Origin of the sequence: Candidatus Pelagibacter communis, assembly GCF_001179925.1 — a bacterium.
GTDB lineage: Bacteria > Pseudomonadota > Alphaproteobacteria > Pelagibacterales > Pelagibacteraceae > Pelagibacter > Pelagibacter ubique_E.
In genome coordinates this window covers 29,476-46,034 of sequence record NZ_CVSF01000041.1, presented here as the reverse complement: position 1 = coordinate 46,034, position 16,559 = coordinate 29,476, and the positions used below count along the sequence as shown (strand labels likewise).

The 16,559-nt window shown below is 29.7% G+C and carries 19 protein-coding genes and 3 tRNA genes; 5 read left to right on the top strand and 17 right to left on the bottom strand.

All coding sequences use genetic code 11. The features are described from left to right. Position 1: 1 nt before the first annotated feature. The 9 genes from AMN70_RS02850 to AMN70_RS02810 form a co-directional block, all read right to left on the bottom strand. Positions 2 to 517: a NuoB/complex I 20 kDa subunit family protein gene (locus AMN70_RS02850; protein ID WP_075501580.1), complete on the bottom strand. Its 516-nt coding sequence runs from the start codon at positions 515 to 517 to the stop codon at positions 2 to 4. 10 nt (positions 518 to 527) lie between these two features. Next, positions 528 to 896 (bottom strand): NADH-quinone oxidoreductase subunit A, encoded by a 369-nt coding sequence (locus AMN70_RS02845; RefSeq protein ID WP_075501577.1) that lies wholly within the window; start codon positions 894 to 896, stop codon positions 528 to 530. A gap of 124 nt (positions 897 to 1,020) precedes the next feature. After that, positions 1,021 to 1,097: transfer RNA gene (locus AMN70_RS02840), tRNA-Asp, on the bottom strand. Between the two features lie 16 nt (positions 1,098 to 1,113). Beyond that, positions 1,114 to 1,189, bottom strand: a tRNA-Val gene (locus AMN70_RS02835). A 211-nt stretch (positions 1,190 to 1,400) separates the two neighbouring features. After that, positions 1,401 to 3,779 carry an endopeptidase La gene (gene lon, locus AMN70_RS02830; RefSeq protein ID WP_075501575.1) on the bottom strand — a complete coding sequence of 793 codons (2,379 nt, stop codon included), beginning with the start codon at positions 3,777 to 3,779 and terminating at the stop codon, positions 1,401 to 1,403. 60 nt (positions 3,780 to 3,839) lie between these two features. Then, positions 3,840 to 5,111 (bottom strand): ATP-dependent Clp protease ATP-binding subunit ClpX, encoded by a 1,272-nt coding sequence (gene clpX, locus AMN70_RS02825; RefSeq protein ID WP_075501573.1) that lies wholly within the window; start codon positions 5,109 to 5,111, stop codon positions 3,840 to 3,842. Positions 5,112 to 5,201: 90 nt separating this feature from the next. After that, positions 5,202 to 5,810 (bottom strand): ATP-dependent Clp endopeptidase proteolytic subunit ClpP, encoded by a 609-nt coding sequence (gene clpP, locus AMN70_RS02820; protein WP_075501571.1) that lies wholly within the window; start codon positions 5,808 to 5,810, stop codon positions 5,202 to 5,204. A gap of 34 nt (positions 5,811 to 5,844) precedes the next feature. Further along, complete coding sequence (gene tig / locus AMN70_RS02815; protein WP_075501569.1) at positions 5,845 to 7,260, bottom strand: trigger factor; 1,416 nt, start codon at positions 7,258 to 7,260, stop codon at positions 5,845 to 5,847. Positions 7,261 to 7,272: 12 nt separating this feature from the next. Further along, positions 7,273 to 7,357, bottom strand: a tRNA-Leu gene (locus AMN70_RS02810). Positions 7,358 to 7,445: 88 nt separating this feature from the next. Between AMN70_RS02810 and AMN70_RS02805 the strand changes: the two genes are divergently transcribed. Genes AMN70_RS02805 through AMN70_RS02800 form a run of 3 tightly spaced genes read left to right on the top strand, consistent with a single transcriptional unit; the run spans position 7,446 to position 8,272 of the window. Beyond that, the gene (locus AMN70_RS02805; protein ID WP_075501567.1) at positions 7,446 to 7,697 is read left to right on the top strand and encodes a DUF1289 domain-containing protein; all 252 of its coding nucleotides are present in this window, start codon (positions 7,446 to 7,448) and stop codon (positions 7,695 to 7,697) included. Then, positions 7,690 to 7,863, top strand: a complete 174-nt coding sequence (locus tag AMN70_RS05665; RefSeq protein ID WP_179850375.1) for a hypothetical protein — start codon at positions 7,690 to 7,692, stop codon at positions 7,861 to 7,863. The genes AMN70_RS02805 and AMN70_RS05665 overlap by 8 nt, the downstream gene beginning before the upstream one ends. Next, the gene (locus AMN70_RS02800; protein ID WP_179850374.1) at positions 7,850 to 8,272 is read left to right on the top strand and encodes a hypothetical protein; all 423 of its coding nucleotides are present in this window, start codon (positions 7,850 to 7,852) and stop codon (positions 8,270 to 8,272) included. Before AMN70_RS05665 ends, AMN70_RS02800 begins: the two co-directional genes overlap by 14 nt. Positions 8,273 to 8,400: 128 nt before the next feature. Here the strand turns inward: AMN70_RS02800 and AMN70_RS02795 are convergent, their stop codons facing one another. Then, positions 8,401 to 8,955, bottom strand: coding sequence for a histidine phosphatase family protein (locus AMN70_RS02795; protein WP_075501565.1), 555 nt, complete (start codon positions 8,953 to 8,955; stop codon positions 8,401 to 8,403). Positions 8,956 to 8,957: 2 nt separating this feature from the next. Between AMN70_RS02795 and AMN70_RS02790 the strand changes: the two genes are divergently transcribed. Beyond that, a complete protein-coding gene (locus AMN70_RS02790) occupies positions 8,958 to 9,638 on the top strand; it encodes a uracil-DNA glycosylase (RefSeq protein ID WP_075501564.1) in 681 nt (226 codons plus the stop codon). Here AMN70_RS02790 and AMN70_RS02785 read toward each other — a convergent pair. Further along, on the bottom strand, positions 9,628 to 10,050 hold the full coding sequence (locus AMN70_RS02785) for a YbgC/FadM family acyl-CoA thioesterase (RefSeq protein WP_075501562.1): 423 nt from the start codon (positions 10,048 to 10,050) through the stop codon (positions 9,628 to 9,630). The two genes, AMN70_RS02790 and AMN70_RS02785, sit on opposite strands and share 11 nt — an antisense overlap. Positions 10,051 to 10,107: 57 nt before the next feature. On the opposite strand from AMN70_RS02785, the gene AMN70_RS05660 reads away from it, so the two are divergent. After that, the gene (locus AMN70_RS05660; RefSeq protein WP_179850373.1) at positions 10,108 to 10,248 is read left to right on the top strand and encodes a hypothetical protein; all 141 of its coding nucleotides are present in this window, start codon (positions 10,108 to 10,110) and stop codon (positions 10,246 to 10,248) included. Here the strand turns inward: AMN70_RS05660 and AMN70_RS02780 are convergent, their stop codons facing one another. The 6 genes from AMN70_RS02780 to AMN70_RS02755 form a co-directional block, all read right to left on the bottom strand. After that, positions 10,249 to 10,899 (bottom strand): DUF3047 domain-containing protein, encoded by a 651-nt coding sequence (locus tag AMN70_RS02780; RefSeq protein WP_102133138.1) that lies wholly within the window; start codon positions 10,897 to 10,899, stop codon positions 10,249 to 10,251. A 220-nt stretch (positions 10,900 to 11,119) separates the two neighbouring features. Then, complete coding sequence (locus tag AMN70_RS02775; protein WP_075501560.1) at positions 11,120 to 11,872, bottom strand: SDR family NAD(P)-dependent oxidoreductase; 753 nt, start codon at positions 11,870 to 11,872, stop codon at positions 11,120 to 11,122. Between the two features lie 4 nt (positions 11,873 to 11,876). Then, the gene (locus tag AMN70_RS02770; RefSeq protein WP_075501559.1) at positions 11,877 to 13,334 is read right to left on the bottom strand and encodes a cytosine permease; all 1,458 of its coding nucleotides are present in this window, start codon (positions 13,332 to 13,334) and stop codon (positions 11,877 to 11,879) included. A 25-nt stretch (positions 13,335 to 13,359) separates the two neighbouring features. Further along, entirely contained in the window at positions 13,360 to 14,694 is a 1,335-nt protein-coding gene (locus tag AMN70_RS02765) for a TRAP transporter large permease (protein ID WP_082255060.1), read from the bottom strand. Then, positions 14,691 to 15,305, bottom strand: coding sequence for a TRAP transporter small permease subunit (locus AMN70_RS02760; protein ID WP_075501557.1), 615 nt, complete (start codon positions 15,303 to 15,305; stop codon positions 14,691 to 14,693). Before AMN70_RS02760 ends, AMN70_RS02765 begins: the two co-directional genes overlap by 4 nt. Before the next feature lie 70 nt (positions 15,306 to 15,375). Then, positions 15,376 to 16,470 carry a TRAP transporter substrate-binding protein gene (locus tag AMN70_RS02755; protein WP_075501555.1) on the bottom strand — a complete coding sequence of 365 codons (1,095 nt, stop codon included), beginning with the start codon at positions 16,468 to 16,470 and terminating at the stop codon, positions 15,376 to 15,378. Between the last annotated feature and the right edge of the window lie 89 nt (positions 16,471 to 16,559).

Genomic DNA, 16,559 nt, shown 5'->3' with positions numbered 1-16,559 from the left:
ATTATCTGTTTAAAGAACCCTTGTTTCTTATCTTTTTTTGCAATTGTAGAATCCCATACAATAAAGCCTCAGCCGAAGGTGGACAGCCTGGGACATATACATCTACAGGAACTATTCGATCACAACCCCTGACAACAGAATAAGAATAGTGATAATATCCACCGCCATTTGCACAACTTCCCATTGATATTACATATCTTGGCTCAGGCATTTGATCATAAACTTTTCTTAAGGCTGGTGCCATTTTATTTGTTAAAGTACCAGCTACAATCATAACATCTGATTGTCTAGGGGAACCTCGAGGTGCAGCTCCAAATCTTTCTAGATCATACCTTGGCATCGCTGTCTGCATCATTTCTACAGCACAGCACGCTAAACCAAAAGTCATCCAGTGAAGAGATCCAGATCTTGACCAATTAATCAAGTTATCTAGTGAGGTTGTTATAAAACCATTTTTACCAAAATCTTCAGCTAGTTTTTTAAATTCGTCAGGAATTTTTTCTAATTTGTTATTCATAAAATTTATTTTATTCCCAGTCTAAAGCACCTTTTTTCCACTCATAAATAAATCCAACAGTAAGTATGAATAAAAAGATCATCATTGATGTAAAACCAAGTAAACCAATATTTCCTAAAGAAATAGCCCAAGGAAAAAGGAAAGCTATTTCTAAATCGAAAATTATAAAAAGAATTGCGACCAAATAAAATCTAACATCAAATTCCATTCTAGAGTCTTGAAATGGTTCAAATCCACATTCGTAAGCAGATAATTTCTCTGGATCTGGATTTTTTGGAGAAAGAATAAAATTTACTACTATAAATGCTCCACTTAATCCCAAAGCAACCACTAAAAAAAGTATAATTGGCAAATATTCTATTAAAAATTCTGGTAACATGCTGAGATATATATCATTTTTTATTGACTGATGAAGTGTAGTTAGGTCACATTATTGAAAATATACACTACTATTGAGAACGATTATCAACGTTAAATGTATTTATTTCCTAAAATCTAATAAGTGGCGGGAGTGAAGGGACTCGAACCCTCGACCTATCGCGTGACAGGCGATCGCTCTAACCAACTGAGCTACACCCCCACTTAAAAAATCATTTTGGTGGGCAGTAAAGGACTCGAACCTTTGACCCCCTCGGTGTAAACGAGATGCTCTACCAACTGAGCTAACCGCCCTTAACCAAAACAGTGATTTATATCTTTTAGTATGTTAAGGTCAAGATTTATTACTCGAGATAATATGCAGAAAATATTTAAAAACCACCTCTCCAATTATTTTTGGAGTTAAAATTGTCTTCCTCTTGTTTAGAAGTTGGTCTAAATAAATAATAAATTAAAAATATTAAGCCTAAAAATATGAATAAAAATTCCATGATTAAATAAATTTTTATTGGATACTTGCTTGAGATTTATCGTCTTTTTTACTTAAATCTACTTCAACCCATTCTGTTCTTTTTAATTCTTTGGTTAAAGCGATTTTTAAAACTTGATCAGCATATTCAACAGGAGTAATTTTTAGCTCATCGATTATCTTTTTTGGCATATCAACTAAATCTTTTTCATTTTCTTTTGGAATTATAGCTTCTTTAATTCCAGCTCGATGTGCTGCCAATAATTTTTCTTTCAAACCTCCAATTGGTAAGACTTGACCAGTAATAGTAACTTCGCCTGTCATAGCAATATCTTTTCTAACAGGTATATTTGTTAAAGAAGATACAATTGAAGTCACCATTCCAATTCCTGCAGAAGGTCCATCTTTTGGGGTTGCACCTTCTGGAACATGAATATGAAAATCTTTTTTCTCAAACAATGGCGGAATAATTCCATATTCTAGGCATTTTGATCTTACAAAAGATTTAGCTGCTTTTACAGACTCTTGCATTACATCACCTAACTTACCCGTAATTTGCATTCTACCTTTGCCTGGCATAGTTACAGTTTCAATCTTTAAAATTTCACCACCATATTCTGTCCATGCAAGTCCTGTAACTATTCCAACTTTATTATCAGTCTCAAGTTCTCCAAATTTATGCTTTGCTACACCCAAAAAGTCATTAAGATTTTCTTTAGTTATTTTGACTTCTTTTTGCTCACCTGAGACAACTTTTTTGACAACTTTTCTTGCTAGTTTAGAAATTTCTCTTTCTAAGTTTCTTACTCCAGACTCTTTGGTGTAATTTCTAATAACTTGTTGAATAATATCTGTATCAAGTTTCATCTCATTTTCTTTAACACCGTTATCTTTGATTTGTTTAGGTAATAAAAATTTATTTGCTATATTTATTTTTTCATCTTCAGTATAACCAGCTAATCTAATTACTTCCATTCTATCTAATAAAGGAGGAAGAATATTTAGTGTGTTAGCTGTTGTTACAAACATTACATCTGATAAATCATAATCAACTTCTAAATAATGATCATTAAATGAAGTATTTTGTTCTGGATCCAAAGCTTCCAAAAGAGCAGAAGAAGGGTCGCCACGATAATCATTTCCAATTTTATCTATTTCGTCTAACAAGACTAATGGATTCTTAGTTCCAGCTTTTTTCATCATTTGAATAATTTTTCCAGGCAATGAACCAATATAAGTTCTTCTATGTCCACGTATTTCTGCTTCATCTCTCATACCGCCAACAGACATTCTTACAAACTCTCTATTTGTTGCTTTAGCAATAGATTTTCCTAATGAAGTTTTTCCTACTCCTGGTGGACCAACCAAACAAAGAATTGGGCCTTTAATTTTATCCATTCTTTTTTGCACAGCAAGGAATTCAATAATTCTCTCTTTAACTTTCTCAAGTCCAAAATGATCTTTATCCAAAACATCTAATGCTTTACCTAAATCAATTGCAACCTCACTTTTTTTATGCCACGGTAAATCTATCATCCAATCAAGATAATTTCTTACGACAGTTGCTTCTGCAGACATAGGGCTCATATTTTTTAATTTTTTTAATTCTTGAAGACATTTTTTTTCTACCTCTTTAGGCATTTTTGCTTTCAAAATTGATTTATTTAAACTTGTGTTCTCATCTTTTCCATCCTCAATTTCACCCAATTCTTTTTGAATAGCTTTTAATTGCTCATTTAAATAGTATTCTCTTTGAGTTTTTTCCATCTGTGTCTTAACTCTACCTCTAATTCTTTTTTCAACTCCAATAATGCTAGTTTCATTTTCCATAATCTTAATAATAGCATTCAATCTTTTTTTAACGTCGATTGTCTCAAATATTTGCTGTTTTTCAGATATTGTTGCAGTTATATGAGATGCAATATTGTCAGCAATTTGTGACGGTTCTTTTAATTGTTTTATTGAATTAATAGTTTCATTAGAAATTTTTTTGTTAATCGAAGTTAGTTTTTCAAGTCTTCTAATTGCTGTAGCTGCAAGAGGATAAAGGTCTTCATCTTTATCTACACTGTCATTATATGGTGTATAATCACATATGATAAATTTCTCATTATCTTTAAAATCTAAAATTTTTACTCTCTTAATACCTTCAACTAAAACTTTAACTGTTCCATCAGGTAATTTTAATAATTGTAAAATACTTCCTTCACAACCATACATAAAAACGTCTGTTTTTTTAGGATCATCAATTTCAGAATTTTTTTGAGTAACAAGAATTATTTTTTTATCCTTTTTCATCACTTCATTTAGTGCTGAAATAGATTTGTCTCTACCAACAAATAAAGGTATTACCATGCTCGGGAATACCACTATATCTCTTAAAGGTAGAAGCGGTAATGTAATTTTGACATCCATAGATTGAATATGGATATTATATTAAATATTGCAATAGCTTTTTATAAGTTATTAAGGATATTAAGCCGCTGATGTTTTGTTATTTTTTGATTTTCCTTCATTATTTTTAGAATGAACTAAAATTGGTTGAGATTGACCTTTTACCGCTGAAGCGTCAACTATAACCTCCTCAATATTATCTTGACTAGGTAAGTCGTACATTGTTTTAAGTAAAATGTTCTCCAAAATTGATCTAAGACCTCTGGCTCCAGTTTTTTTACTAATGGCCTTTTGGGCTATTTCTTTTAGAGCATTATCTTTAAAAGTTAATTTAGCTCCATCTAATTTAAATAGTTCTTGGTATTGTTTGGTTAAAGAATTTTTTGGTTCTTGTAAAATTTTAATTAATGATTTTTCGTCTAAATCTTCTAAAGTTGCTATCATCGGCAATCTTCCTATAAATTCTGGTATCAAACCATATTTGAGTAAATCTTCTGGTTCTAAATTTTTCATCCACTCACCTGTTTTTTTATCTTGAGTATTTTTAACGTCTGCACCAAAACCAATTGATGTGCCTTTATCTCTTTGTGATATTATTTTATCTAATCCTGCAAATGCACCACCACAAATAAATAATATATTTGTTGTATCTACTTGTAAAAATTCTTGTTGTGGGTGTTTTCTACCCCCTTGAGGAGGAACGCTTGCAACAGTACCTTCCATAATTTTTAATAAAGCTTGCTGAACACCTTCACCTGAAACGTCTCTAGTAATTGATGGATTTTCCGACTTTCTGCTAATCTTATCAACTTCATCTATATAAACTATTCCTCTTTGAGCTTTTTCAACATTATAATCTGCAGCTTGAAGTAATTTCAAAATTATATTTTCAACATCTTCTCCAACGTATCCTGCCTCTGTTAAAGTAGTAGCATCAGCCATTGTAAATGGAACATCTAAAATTCTTGCAAGTGTTTGCGCTAATAAGGTTTTTCCACATCCTGTTGGTCCAACTAACAATATATTAGATTTTGCAAGTTCAACATTTTTACTTGTTTTGTTTTCGTAATTTAATCTCTTGTAATGATTATGAACTGCAACTGATAAAACCTTTTTCGCATGTGTTTGGCCAATAACATAATCATCTAAAACGGTACAAATTTCCTTAGGTGAAGGAAGTCCATCTTGATGTTTTACAATGGTATCTTTATTTTCTTCCTTGATAATATCCATACATAATTCAACACATTCATCACAAATGAATACTGTTGGACCAGCAATTAGTTTTCTTACTTCATGTTGGCTTTTTCCACAGAAAGAACAGTACAAAATATTCTTATTATTAGTGTTCATAGTTTTTTTAAACGAATCAGTTTAATTACTTTATTATATGAGACTCCTTGATATCAAGTTTCAAATTTTTAATCTTCAACATGTAGTGTGTTAAGACCTTTTTTCTACTACTTGATCAATTAATCCAAATGATTTGGCAACTTCTGCAGTCATGAAATTATCTCTCTCTAGTGCACTTTTTATTTCATCAACATTCTTGCCTGTATGTTTCGAATATATTTCGTTTAACCTTTTTTTTAATGCTAAAACTTCATTTGCATGAATTTCTATATCGGTTGCTTGGCCTTGAAATCCTGCTGACGGTTGATGAACCATTATTCTAGAATTCGGTAAAGAAAATCTTTTACCTTTAGAACCAGCAGCAAGTAAAAATGATCCCATAGATGCAGCTTGACCGATACAAAGAGTGGAAATTTCAGGTTTTATATATTGCATAGTATCGTAAATGCCTAGGCCCGCTGTTACTAAACCGCCTGGACTATTAATGTATAGATAAATTTCTTTTTTAGGATCTTCAGCCTCTAAAAATAATAACTGAGCCGTTACAAGAGACGCAACATTATCATTTATTTGCCCAGTTAAAAAAATAATTCTCTCTTTTAAAAGCCTAGAATATATATCATATGCTCTTTCACCTTTATTTGATTGCTCAACAACCATTGGTACTAAATTGCTCATGTGTTCTGAAATTTTATTCATAAATTTTGATTCGAATTGTTTATACAACTTCAGATTACTTTTTACTAACTTTTTTTTTTGAGGCTTTAGATTTAAAAGAAGTTTTGTTTGTTTTTTTTACTGTTGGTTTTGATTTGGTAGAGTTTTTTGTTTCCTTTTTAATACTTTGAGTATTAACCTCATTTTGAGACTCCTTTAAAATCTTTTCTGCCTCTACTTTTGAAATTTCTTTCTTATTTGATTTAGCTTTTTCTTTTATCAGATTAATGATCTTTTCTTCATAAACTGTTCCTCTGAGACTAGCAACTGCTGAAGGATTTTTTTGATAAAAATCCATTACCATTTTCTCTTGACCAGGCATCATTCTTAATTGTTTCTGGATTTCAGCCTGAAGTTCCTGCTCTGAAACTTTTATCTTATTTTGTTCTCCAAATTCGTTTAATATTAATCCTGTTTTAATTCTTTTTTTTGCAATTTCCTCAAAATTTTTTCTACTTTCTTTTGCATCTTTCTCAGACATACCTTTAGATAAAATCTTAATCTCTTCCTCAATTAAATTCTCAGGAATATCTTCAATTTTAAATTTTTCTAATTGTTTTAATATTTGATTTTTTGATAATCTATCTAATGAGTTTTTATATTCTTCAGTAATTTGATTAGATATTAATTTTTTTAAATCTTCAAGATTTTTTGCACCAAGATTTTTTGCAAATTCATCATTTATTTTTACATCTTCAGGTTTTTTTATAGAAATTATTTTACATGTAAATTTTGATTTCTTATTAGCTAGTTCTTTTTCTGGAAAATTTTCTGGTAAAACTGCTTCAACAATTTTCGTATCATCTTTCATGACACCAATTAATTGTTTATCAAAACCTTTTAAAAATAAATCTTTTCCCAAAGTAAGCTGAGTGTTTTTACCCTCACTTCCCTTAAAAGGTTTATCATCAACTGTAGCATTGTAATCTAATACAACAAGATCTCCTTCTTCAGCTTTTTTGTCTCGAGGAGCATCTTTAAAATTTGGTTGATTTTTTGCTATTTCTTTTATTCTTTTATCTGTCTCCGAAATATCAATTTTAATTGAGTATTGATCAAATTTAATATCTGAAATTGCTTTTATATCTACTTTTGGTAACTCAGTTACAGATAAAACATACTCTAATTCTTTATCTTCTCCATAAGTTTTTAAATCTAGCTTAGGTTGACCTGCTGGTTTAATTTTTTTTTCCTCTAATGCTTTTGTTGAAGTATCTTTTAAAACTTTGTTGAGAACTTCACTAAACACGGCTTTCCCAAATTGTCTTTTTAAGATCTCTCTAGGAACTTTTCCTGGTCTAAAACCTTTTAAGTTTACTGAGCTTTTAATTTCTTCATATTTTTCATTCATGTAAAAGTCCATTGTTTTCTTATCAATGAAAACTTTTACATCTTTATTCAATCCTTTTTTATTTTCTACGGTAACTTTCATAAATTATTTTTATGGTAGGGCGAAAAGGACTCGAACCTTCACATGTTGCCATATTGGTTCCTAAGACCAACGCGTCTACCAATTCCGCCATCGCCCCACAAATTTAAAGGTTTTATATATTATTGAAACTATTTGTCCAACGACAATTATTGTATAATATATTAATTTTCTTTTATAATATTACTATGATTATTTCACCCTGTATTAGTATTTGTAGGACTGATCCAAGCACAGGTTATTGTTATGGTTGTGGAAGAAGTAATGAGGAAAAAAAAATATGGAAATTAGAAAACACAACTGATGAATGGAAAAAAGAAAATCTTGAAATAATTAAGAAAAGACTTTCTGGATGGCAATTAGAAAGTTTTGAAGAGTCCTATACATATAAAATTGAAAATGGTATTTCTTTATTTAAAAAAGGATTAAAAAATGAGTAAAACTTCAATTGTCATTATAATTTATATTATTGGTCTTATTTTTGGAGCCTTAGTTCTTAAAATTTGGAGTGCAGATACAAGTATTTTAAAAGGTCTTTTAGGTTTAGGTTGGACAGCTTTACTTCTTATTGGAATATTTTTTGCTGAAAAAAATGAAAAAAATTAGACTCTTTATTTTGTTTTTTTTTATAACTATACCCTTTCAAAGTTTGAAATCAGAAATAATCATCATGAGCGCTTGTGATGACAAACAAGATGAATATTTAAAAAATGAATACATTCTTAATCTGACCGAGTTAATTATGACAAGAAATTACGTTTATAAAGAAAAAACATACCAAAAATACAAATTAACAGACTTGAGTGTTAAAAAATCTAATACTTACGTTAGAAACATATACGAAGAAAACGGAAAAATTTTGACACATAAACATGGTTATCCTCAATTTTATACTCAAATTTTATTTGAAAAAGGAAAACAGGAAATTTATATAAAAACTGTTTTAAATAATGAAGAAGGTATTTCAAAAATCTCAACATGTAAAAAAATCCAAAAATTTGAACAAGAAAGTTAATTTTTTTTCTTATTCTTTACAAAATTTCTCTTTTTAATTCCAAATCTATTATTAGTAATATTGCTTCTGTGCTTAGCGAAGGCTTGCTTTTGCGCTTGTTTCATTGCTCTTTTTGAAGACATAATATTCTAATAATCTATTTTTATAGTTCCTAATATATTAAAATTTTTGTCAGAAACAACTATTTCACCTGATGATGGGGCATAGTTTAAAACTTCAAATATTAATACATAATGTGTAACTAAGATTAAATTTTTTTCACTTTTAAATTTTTTAACATAGTCATTTAACATCTTAATTTGCTTGTCTTTATTTTTTACATATTCGAAGCTGAAAAAAGAATTTAAGAAACTATTTGTAGAAAAATTTTTAAAAGCAATTTTTGCTGTTTCTTTACATCTACACCATTCGCTAGACAAAACTTTATCTATGCTAATCTTATTTTTTTTAAAAAACTCACCAATATTTTTTGATTGTTCTCTTCCTTCATTACTTAAATTCCTTTGAGTAGAACAATCGTTTAAATTGAAATTATTAGGATCTCCACTTCCAGGTGCATACGCATGTCTTATAAATATTAATTTCCCCCCCTCCTCTAGTTGACTAAGTAATTTTTTATTTAAATCTGCTTTGATAGGTGTAGTTAAAGATATTAATATTATAAAAAATTTAAAAAATTTCATTTATGGATATTAAATTGAATAATTTAAACAAAACAATAATTAACTGTAAAAAATGTCCAAGACTTGTAAAATTTATCAAAAAAATAAGTACTGAAAAAAGAAAACAAAATATTAATGAAATTTACTGGGGCAAACCTGTTCCGGGATTTGGAAATTTAGAGTCAAAATTAGCTATTATTGGTCTCGCACCTGCCGCTCATGGTGGTACAAGAACCGGAAGAGCTTTTACTGGAGACAAATCAGGAGATTTTTTGTTTAAATGCTTACATGAAGTTGGGATTTCAAATTCTCCAATTTCAAAAAATATAAATGATAATTTAGAATTAAAATCTACTTATATTACTAATATTCTAAAATGTGTACCTCCAGAAGATAAACCACTCAATAATGAAATTTTGAATTGTTCGAGCTTTTTTGATGAAGAAATTTTAAATTTAAAAAAATTGAAAGTAATAGTTACTTTAGGTAAAGTTGCTTTTGATAATTGTACTAAACTATATAAGCAAAAATTTTATATTAAAAAAAAGTTTACTTTTAAGCATGGCAAAACTCAATTACTACCAAATGGTATAATAATATTATCAAGTTATCATCCAAGTCCTAGAAATGTAAATACAAAACTTGTTACAAATAAAATGATGGTAAATTTATTTAAAAAAGCAAAAAAACTTGCTAAGTTTTAATTGTATCACAAAAATAGGGTTCAAATTTTGAATATATTTCATCTGGAATTTTTACCGGCTTACTTTCTTTATTAACAAAAACTAGATGAATTTGAGCTTCAACAATTATATCTTCACCTTTTGTAATTATTTGGTTCATTAAAAAAGAAGTTTTAGTTATTGATTTTACAAAAGATCTTATTTTTAATTCATCCTCTAAATGAGCTGATTTTTTATACTCAATATTACAAGACTTAACAATTATTAAAGAATTGAATTTATCTTGTATCTTTTTGTTACTAAAACCTATCGAAAATAAAGCCTCAGTTCTAGCTCTTTCTAAATATTTTAAATAGTTAGCATAATATACCACCCCGCCTGAATCTGTATCTTCATAGTAAACTTTAATCTTGTGGAAAAAATTTTCATGCATAATAGGATTATATCAAATAATAATTTAATTTATAGATTGTAAGGTATAAAGATTAAAATGAATATTTTTGTAATTTGGTTAGTGTTAGTAATTGCTTGGAACTTTGGTTATCCTAAAGCTAGTCCGCTTGAAGATGTTTTAGTTGCGGTTATTTTAGCTTTATTTAACCTTTTTTTGAAAAAATACTTAAAATTATAATTAATTCTCTGAAAAATATATATTCTGATAATAAGCTATTGTTTTCATTTTAGAATTATCTGTATCTGACATTATAGCTAATCCATCTAGTTCATTTACATCTAGATCATGAAACTTTTTAAAATCCTCTTTTACATTAGCTTTAACAGTAACCCATTCATTAAGATTATAAATAGTAGTTGCTAAAACATTATCTATTGATTTCTTCGTATAAGGGCTAGGTGAATTAAAACCTATTTCGTTGTTGCTTGAAAATACATAATTTATTGCCCTATTTGATAGTGCGGTAGCACCTGTTTTTTTAATAGCAAAGACTCTAGCAGCAAAATCGTGTCCTTTTTTTGTGTTTTCTTTTATACCTGCTAAGTCTTTCTCAATTTTCCACGTAATATTTATAAATGGAGTTTTATTAAGATCAATTTTCAGTTCTTTACCTAAACCTGATGCTGCATTATCAGCCACAGCTTTAATAAAGTTACCATTCTCATTAGTTCCAACAGTATAGATTGTCTTATTATCTGCACCCCTTACTTTTCTAACCTCTAGTTGAGAAAGTTCTGTATCAGTAAAATCGAATACTTTTACCTCGTTAGCATGGATAATAATGCTAGAAAATAGAAGTATAATAAAAGTTTGAATTAATAAATTCATAAAATTTTTTTAAAAAAATTGTTAATACATCATTTTGACAAGATTTAAACATCCTAAAATCAATATTTACGCTTAAATCATAATAAATGAAAACTATTTCAATTTTTATACTGTTGCTTTACTGGTCAATCATGATTTTTGCTCCTGTTATGTCTAAAGACCTCAAAATGAGTAGAGCAAAAATAAACAATATAAAAATTTTAGATCAAAAACCCAGAGGTTAATAAGTCGAACGACCACCACTTATATCAAAAACAGCTGCCGTAGAAAAAGTATTCTCTTCAGATGACAGCCAACAAATTAAAGAGGTGAACTCCTCAACTTCAAGAAATCTTCCTCTTGGCACTTTTGATAACATTCTCTGAACATGTTCTTTGGTCATTTGATCTAAAATTCGCGTTTTGGCTCCTGCAGGAGTAACGGCATTAACAGCTATATTCTTATCTGCTAGCTCTTTACCCAACGATTTAGTTAATCCAATTGCTCCAGCTTTGCCAACACTATAAGCACTTGCGTTAGCATTGCCATCTTTTCCTGCAACAGATGCAACATTAACGATTCTACCATAGTTTTTTTTAATCATATTTGGAACTATTGCTCTACAACAATTAAAAGTGCCCATTAAATTTATATCAACAACTTTTTTCCACATTTCTATATCATATTCCCACAATGTGGCTGTTGGCCCTGTAATTCCCGCATTATTTATAAGAATATCAATATTTGAATTTTTTAAGATTTCATTAACACAATTCTCAACATCTTTATAATTAGACACATCTATTAAGTTAGAGCTTAAATTAGGATTATCTAAATCTTTTAAGGCTTTTTCCATCATTTTAGGATCGATGTCCCAGATAACTACTTTAGCACCGGATTTCAAAAACCTTTTTGCTATATCAAGTCCAAATCCTTGGGCTCCACCAGTAATCACAGCAGTTTTATTATTAAAATCAAAAGTTATTTTTTCCATAAAATTATTTTTTAGCTAAAAGATAATAGACAAATCCTGCAACAAACGCACCTATTATCCAAGAATAAGATTGTAAAAACATCAGATTAGAATTCCAGATAGTAGACGATGAAAAAATAAATCCAATTATAATTGAATATACTCCTTTTAAATGCCAACCTTTAGAAAAATAGAATGAACTTTCATGTGATATTGAGTGAATATCTTTCACATTTATAGTTGAATTATTTATAATATAATAATTAACAATCATAATCCCGGTTATGGGACCAAAAAAAGATCCAAAAGTATCGATGAAAGAAAGAATACCAATTTGACTTAATAAAGTTGGCCAAAAAATTGCAATCAATAATCCAAATAAACCTATAATATAACTGACTGATTTTATACTAAAACTTTTTGGCTTAAAGTTGATTAAAGAATATTGTGATGGAATAAAATTTGCTATTAAATTAGTCGATGCAGAAGCAACAATAATAAAAAATAAAACTGTAATAGTTATTTGTAAATTATTAAATTTGCCAATTATATCTGTTGGATTTGTAAATATTCTTTCAATATCATTAAATTGTTGTTTTAAAAAAACATCAGATCCCGAAACAATAAAAACTGCAAATAAAGAAAACAATAAAAGATTAATTAATAAACTAAAGTTTCCAAATTTTAATTCTTTCTCACTTTTAATATAACGAGAGAAATCTCCAAAACTAATAATAATAATCGAAAAATAAGCGAACATAGTTCCTGCAACAGTAATCATTGGAATGAGATTGCTATAATCTATAAAATTTTTAAAATTCAATAATTCTGTAAAAGCATTAACTGTTAGTTTTACATCTGACAATAAAATAAAAATCAAAAAAAATAACATACCAGAATAAACAAAAATCGCTGAAAAATTTATTATCTTTCTATTATACAACATGCCTTTACTAAAAATATAAATCTGAAATACTAAACATATAAATAATGAAACCCAGTCAATTAAATTTAATCCAAGTAAAAATGTAAGAAAGATATCTTTATCTAGAATAGATTTGTCGTAAGTAAAAAATAATATCCTAATTAAATAACTTATAGCTTTGGACAAAAAATATGTTTGGATACCAAACATAAAAATTCCAACTAGACTTCTTAAAAAACCAAAAAAACTAGCTCCATTATAACCTAAAGACGATCGTAATAATGTTGCGAATGGTAAACCGTATTTTTGTGATGGCATGCCAATTAAATTAGAAAAGAAATAAACTAAAATGGACCCTATAATTGTTCCAAAAAAAACTACAAAAAAACTTAAATCGTAAATTATATATAAAGAAGCAATTAAAGAAAAACCTATTATACTTTGAATGTTTACACCCCAAAAACAAAATAGATCTTTCCAATTCCAATTTTTAGAATTTGGGTTAACAGCAACCAATTCCCAATTTATATTTTTTTGACTGATTTTATTCTGACTCACATTTAAGATATTAAACTAATATTTTTTACTGTCCATATAAGAGCGTTGGAAGCCAAAGAGCAATTTTAGGAAATATAATAATTAAAATCAAACCAATGACTTGTAAGACCATAAATTGCATCATTCCATAGTAAATATCTTTAAGATCCCACTCTGGCACAACGCCTTTTAAGAAATAAGCCGAAAGAGCTACAGGTGGAGAAAGCCAGGCAGTTTGTAAATTGACTGCAACAAGAATTGCAAACCATGTGAGGTTAAAACCTAAAGCCTCAACTAATGGTAAAATTATTGGAACAATAATCATAACGATTGGTACCCATTCCAATGGCCATCCTAATAAAAAAATCATAACCATAATCATTCCAAGTATTAAGTATTTATTCATTTCCAAACCTAATAAGAATTCAGTTAATAAAGTGGGAGTACCTAATCTAGCAAATACAGCTCCAAAAAAATTGGAGGCAGCAACTAAGACCATAATTAAAGCTGTTATTTCTAAAGTTTTAACTAAAGCCTCTTGTAACTTTGAAAGGTTTAACTTTTTATAAGCTAATGAAAGAATCAATGCACCCATAGCACCACAACCTGCAGCTTCTGTTGGTGTGGCAAAACCAAACAAAATACTACCTAACGCTGCAAATACTAAAGCCGCTGGCGGAACTAATCCTAAGAAAAATTCTATCCATACATCTTTCATACTTGCTGCTCTCATATCCTCGGGTATTACTGGTCCTAACTTAGGATTTATCATGCACCTTATTGTAGTATATCCTGCATACAAACTTGCGAGCAGAATTCCTGGAAGAATAGCTGCAGCAAACAAGTCTATTACTGGAATTTCCATTATAGGTCCCATAACAACTAACATGATACTTGGTGGAATTAATATTCCCAAAGTTCCACCAGCTGTGATTGTTCCGGCTGCAAGTCTGACATCATAACCTGATCTATTCATAGATTTAGCTGCCATAATTCCAAGTATTGTAACTGATGCCCCAACTATACCTGTTGCTGCTGCAAATATTACAGAAACAAATAAAACCGCGTAATATAAAGATCCCTTAACTTTCGCCAGCATCATTTGAAAAGCTGAAAAGAGTCTTTCCATAAGTCCAGCTTGTTCCATCATGATTCCCATAAAGACAAAGAGTGGTACGGCTGCGAGAGTTTGTTCCGTCATTACCATAGAAAACTGGAGAGTCATTAAATAGAAAACTAATTTTCCAAAACCTAAATATCCAAAAACAAAACCTAAGAAAATTAAAGTAAATGAAATTGGGAAACCCACAAAAATTGCAAAAAGCATTACTCCCACTAGAATAAATCCCAAAATTGCTGGATCTATAAACTCAGCTATCATTTATTTTCTCCAGGCCATTCACCTTTTTTGGCAGCCCAATAACTTTTTAGTAATTCTGAGATACCTTGAATAAGTAAAAATATTATACCTATTAAAAGACATGTTTTAATTGGCCACATATAAGGCATCCAAGTAGTATCCATGCCTCTTTCTCCTCTTTGAATTGACTCTCCAACAAATCCTATTGTCATATATAAAAAAACTATTAGGCCTGGAAAATAAAATAATAGATACAACCAAAAATCTATTAGACCTTGGTTTTTTGTTTTAAAATTTCTATATAAAAAATCTGCTCTTATATGAACTCCCCTTGAAAGAGCGTACCCTGCTCCCAGCATAAACAAAGCTCCATATAAAAATCGACTTATGTCGTAAGCCCATATAGTAGGTGCTAAAAATAATTTTCTTGCAAGAACTTCGTAGGTCATTGCAAAAATTAATGGCATTAATATCCAGCAAACTATATTGCCAATCCGCTTACTAAATTTATCAATACTTAAAATAGATTTTGCCATCCATAGTGGCATATCATCAGGCATTTTTCCCGAACCACCTCGCCTTTCGGCGATCATTTCATCCGATATATCTAGTTTGCTTGGTTCGTCTACCATAAATTTTTAGTTAAAAAAAATTAGAGCGGACATTAAATTCCGCTCTAATTAAATCAAGATCTATTACTGATTACTTTAATGTTGCTGCGTGAGCCATTCCTAGCTTCGCATTAGACATTTGAGCACCACTCCAGAATGGAACAGCAATATCAGCAAATTCTTTCATCGAATTATAAACCTCGTTAAAGAATTTATTTTCTTTAGCATTCTTATTTAATGAAGCTTTTGCTGCAGCCATATATTCAGTGAAATAATCAGAAGGTGTATCTTCTAAAATTACTCCATGTTTAGTAGTTAGCTCTTGTAAAGCTTTTCCGTTTTCATAAATTCTGTAACTTAAAGATTTAGCTAATGAAGCATTAGCAGCAACTTCAAGAGACTTTTTCTCATGATCACTCATAGCTTTATAAGTTTTTCCAGTAATGTAAAAGTCAGCATTTACTACTACTTGGTGTAAACCTTGTAGATAGTAGTGCTTTAATACTTTTTGAAAACCAAATGTTAAGTCTGGTTTTGGACAGCACCATTCAGCAGCATCGATAGTTCCTGCTTCTAATGCTGGTAGAATATCTCCACCACCCATAGCAACAGATGCTATACCAATGTCTTTATATGTTTGTCCTGGAATTCCTGGAGGAGTTCTGAATTTATATTTTCTAAAATCAGCCATATCTTTAATTGGTTTTGGAAACCATCCCAAAGCCTCTGGTCCAACTGGTTGAATCATAAATCCTTTGATATCTCTACCCATCTCTTTCCACAGTTGATCGTATAATTCTTTACCACCACCATATTGGAACCAAGATAAGAAAGCGATATTATCAATACCTACACCACCACCAGCTACTGGCGAACCAAATAACATAGCCGCAGGGTGATCTCCTGACCAATAGTGAGTCCATGCGAATCCACAATCGATCAAACCTTTGTCAACAGCATCTAAAGTTTCCTTAACACCAACAACAGCTCCAGCTGGTAGAATTTCAAACTTTAGAGATCCACCTGTTAAAGTTGTTACGGTATCAGTGAAGTCTTTTAACATCTTAACTTCATCAGCTTTAGTGTTAAGTACTGTCTGACATTTAAGTGTTTTTGCAGCATTAGCATTAGAAATAAAACCTAATACTAAAAAAGTTGCAAATAACATTGAAATGATTTTTTTCATTATTTTTCCTCTTGTTAGTTAATTATAACGGGAGCATACAATCAGAAAAATAAAGGTGGCACAAGTGACAATTGTGAAAATAGAGTGTA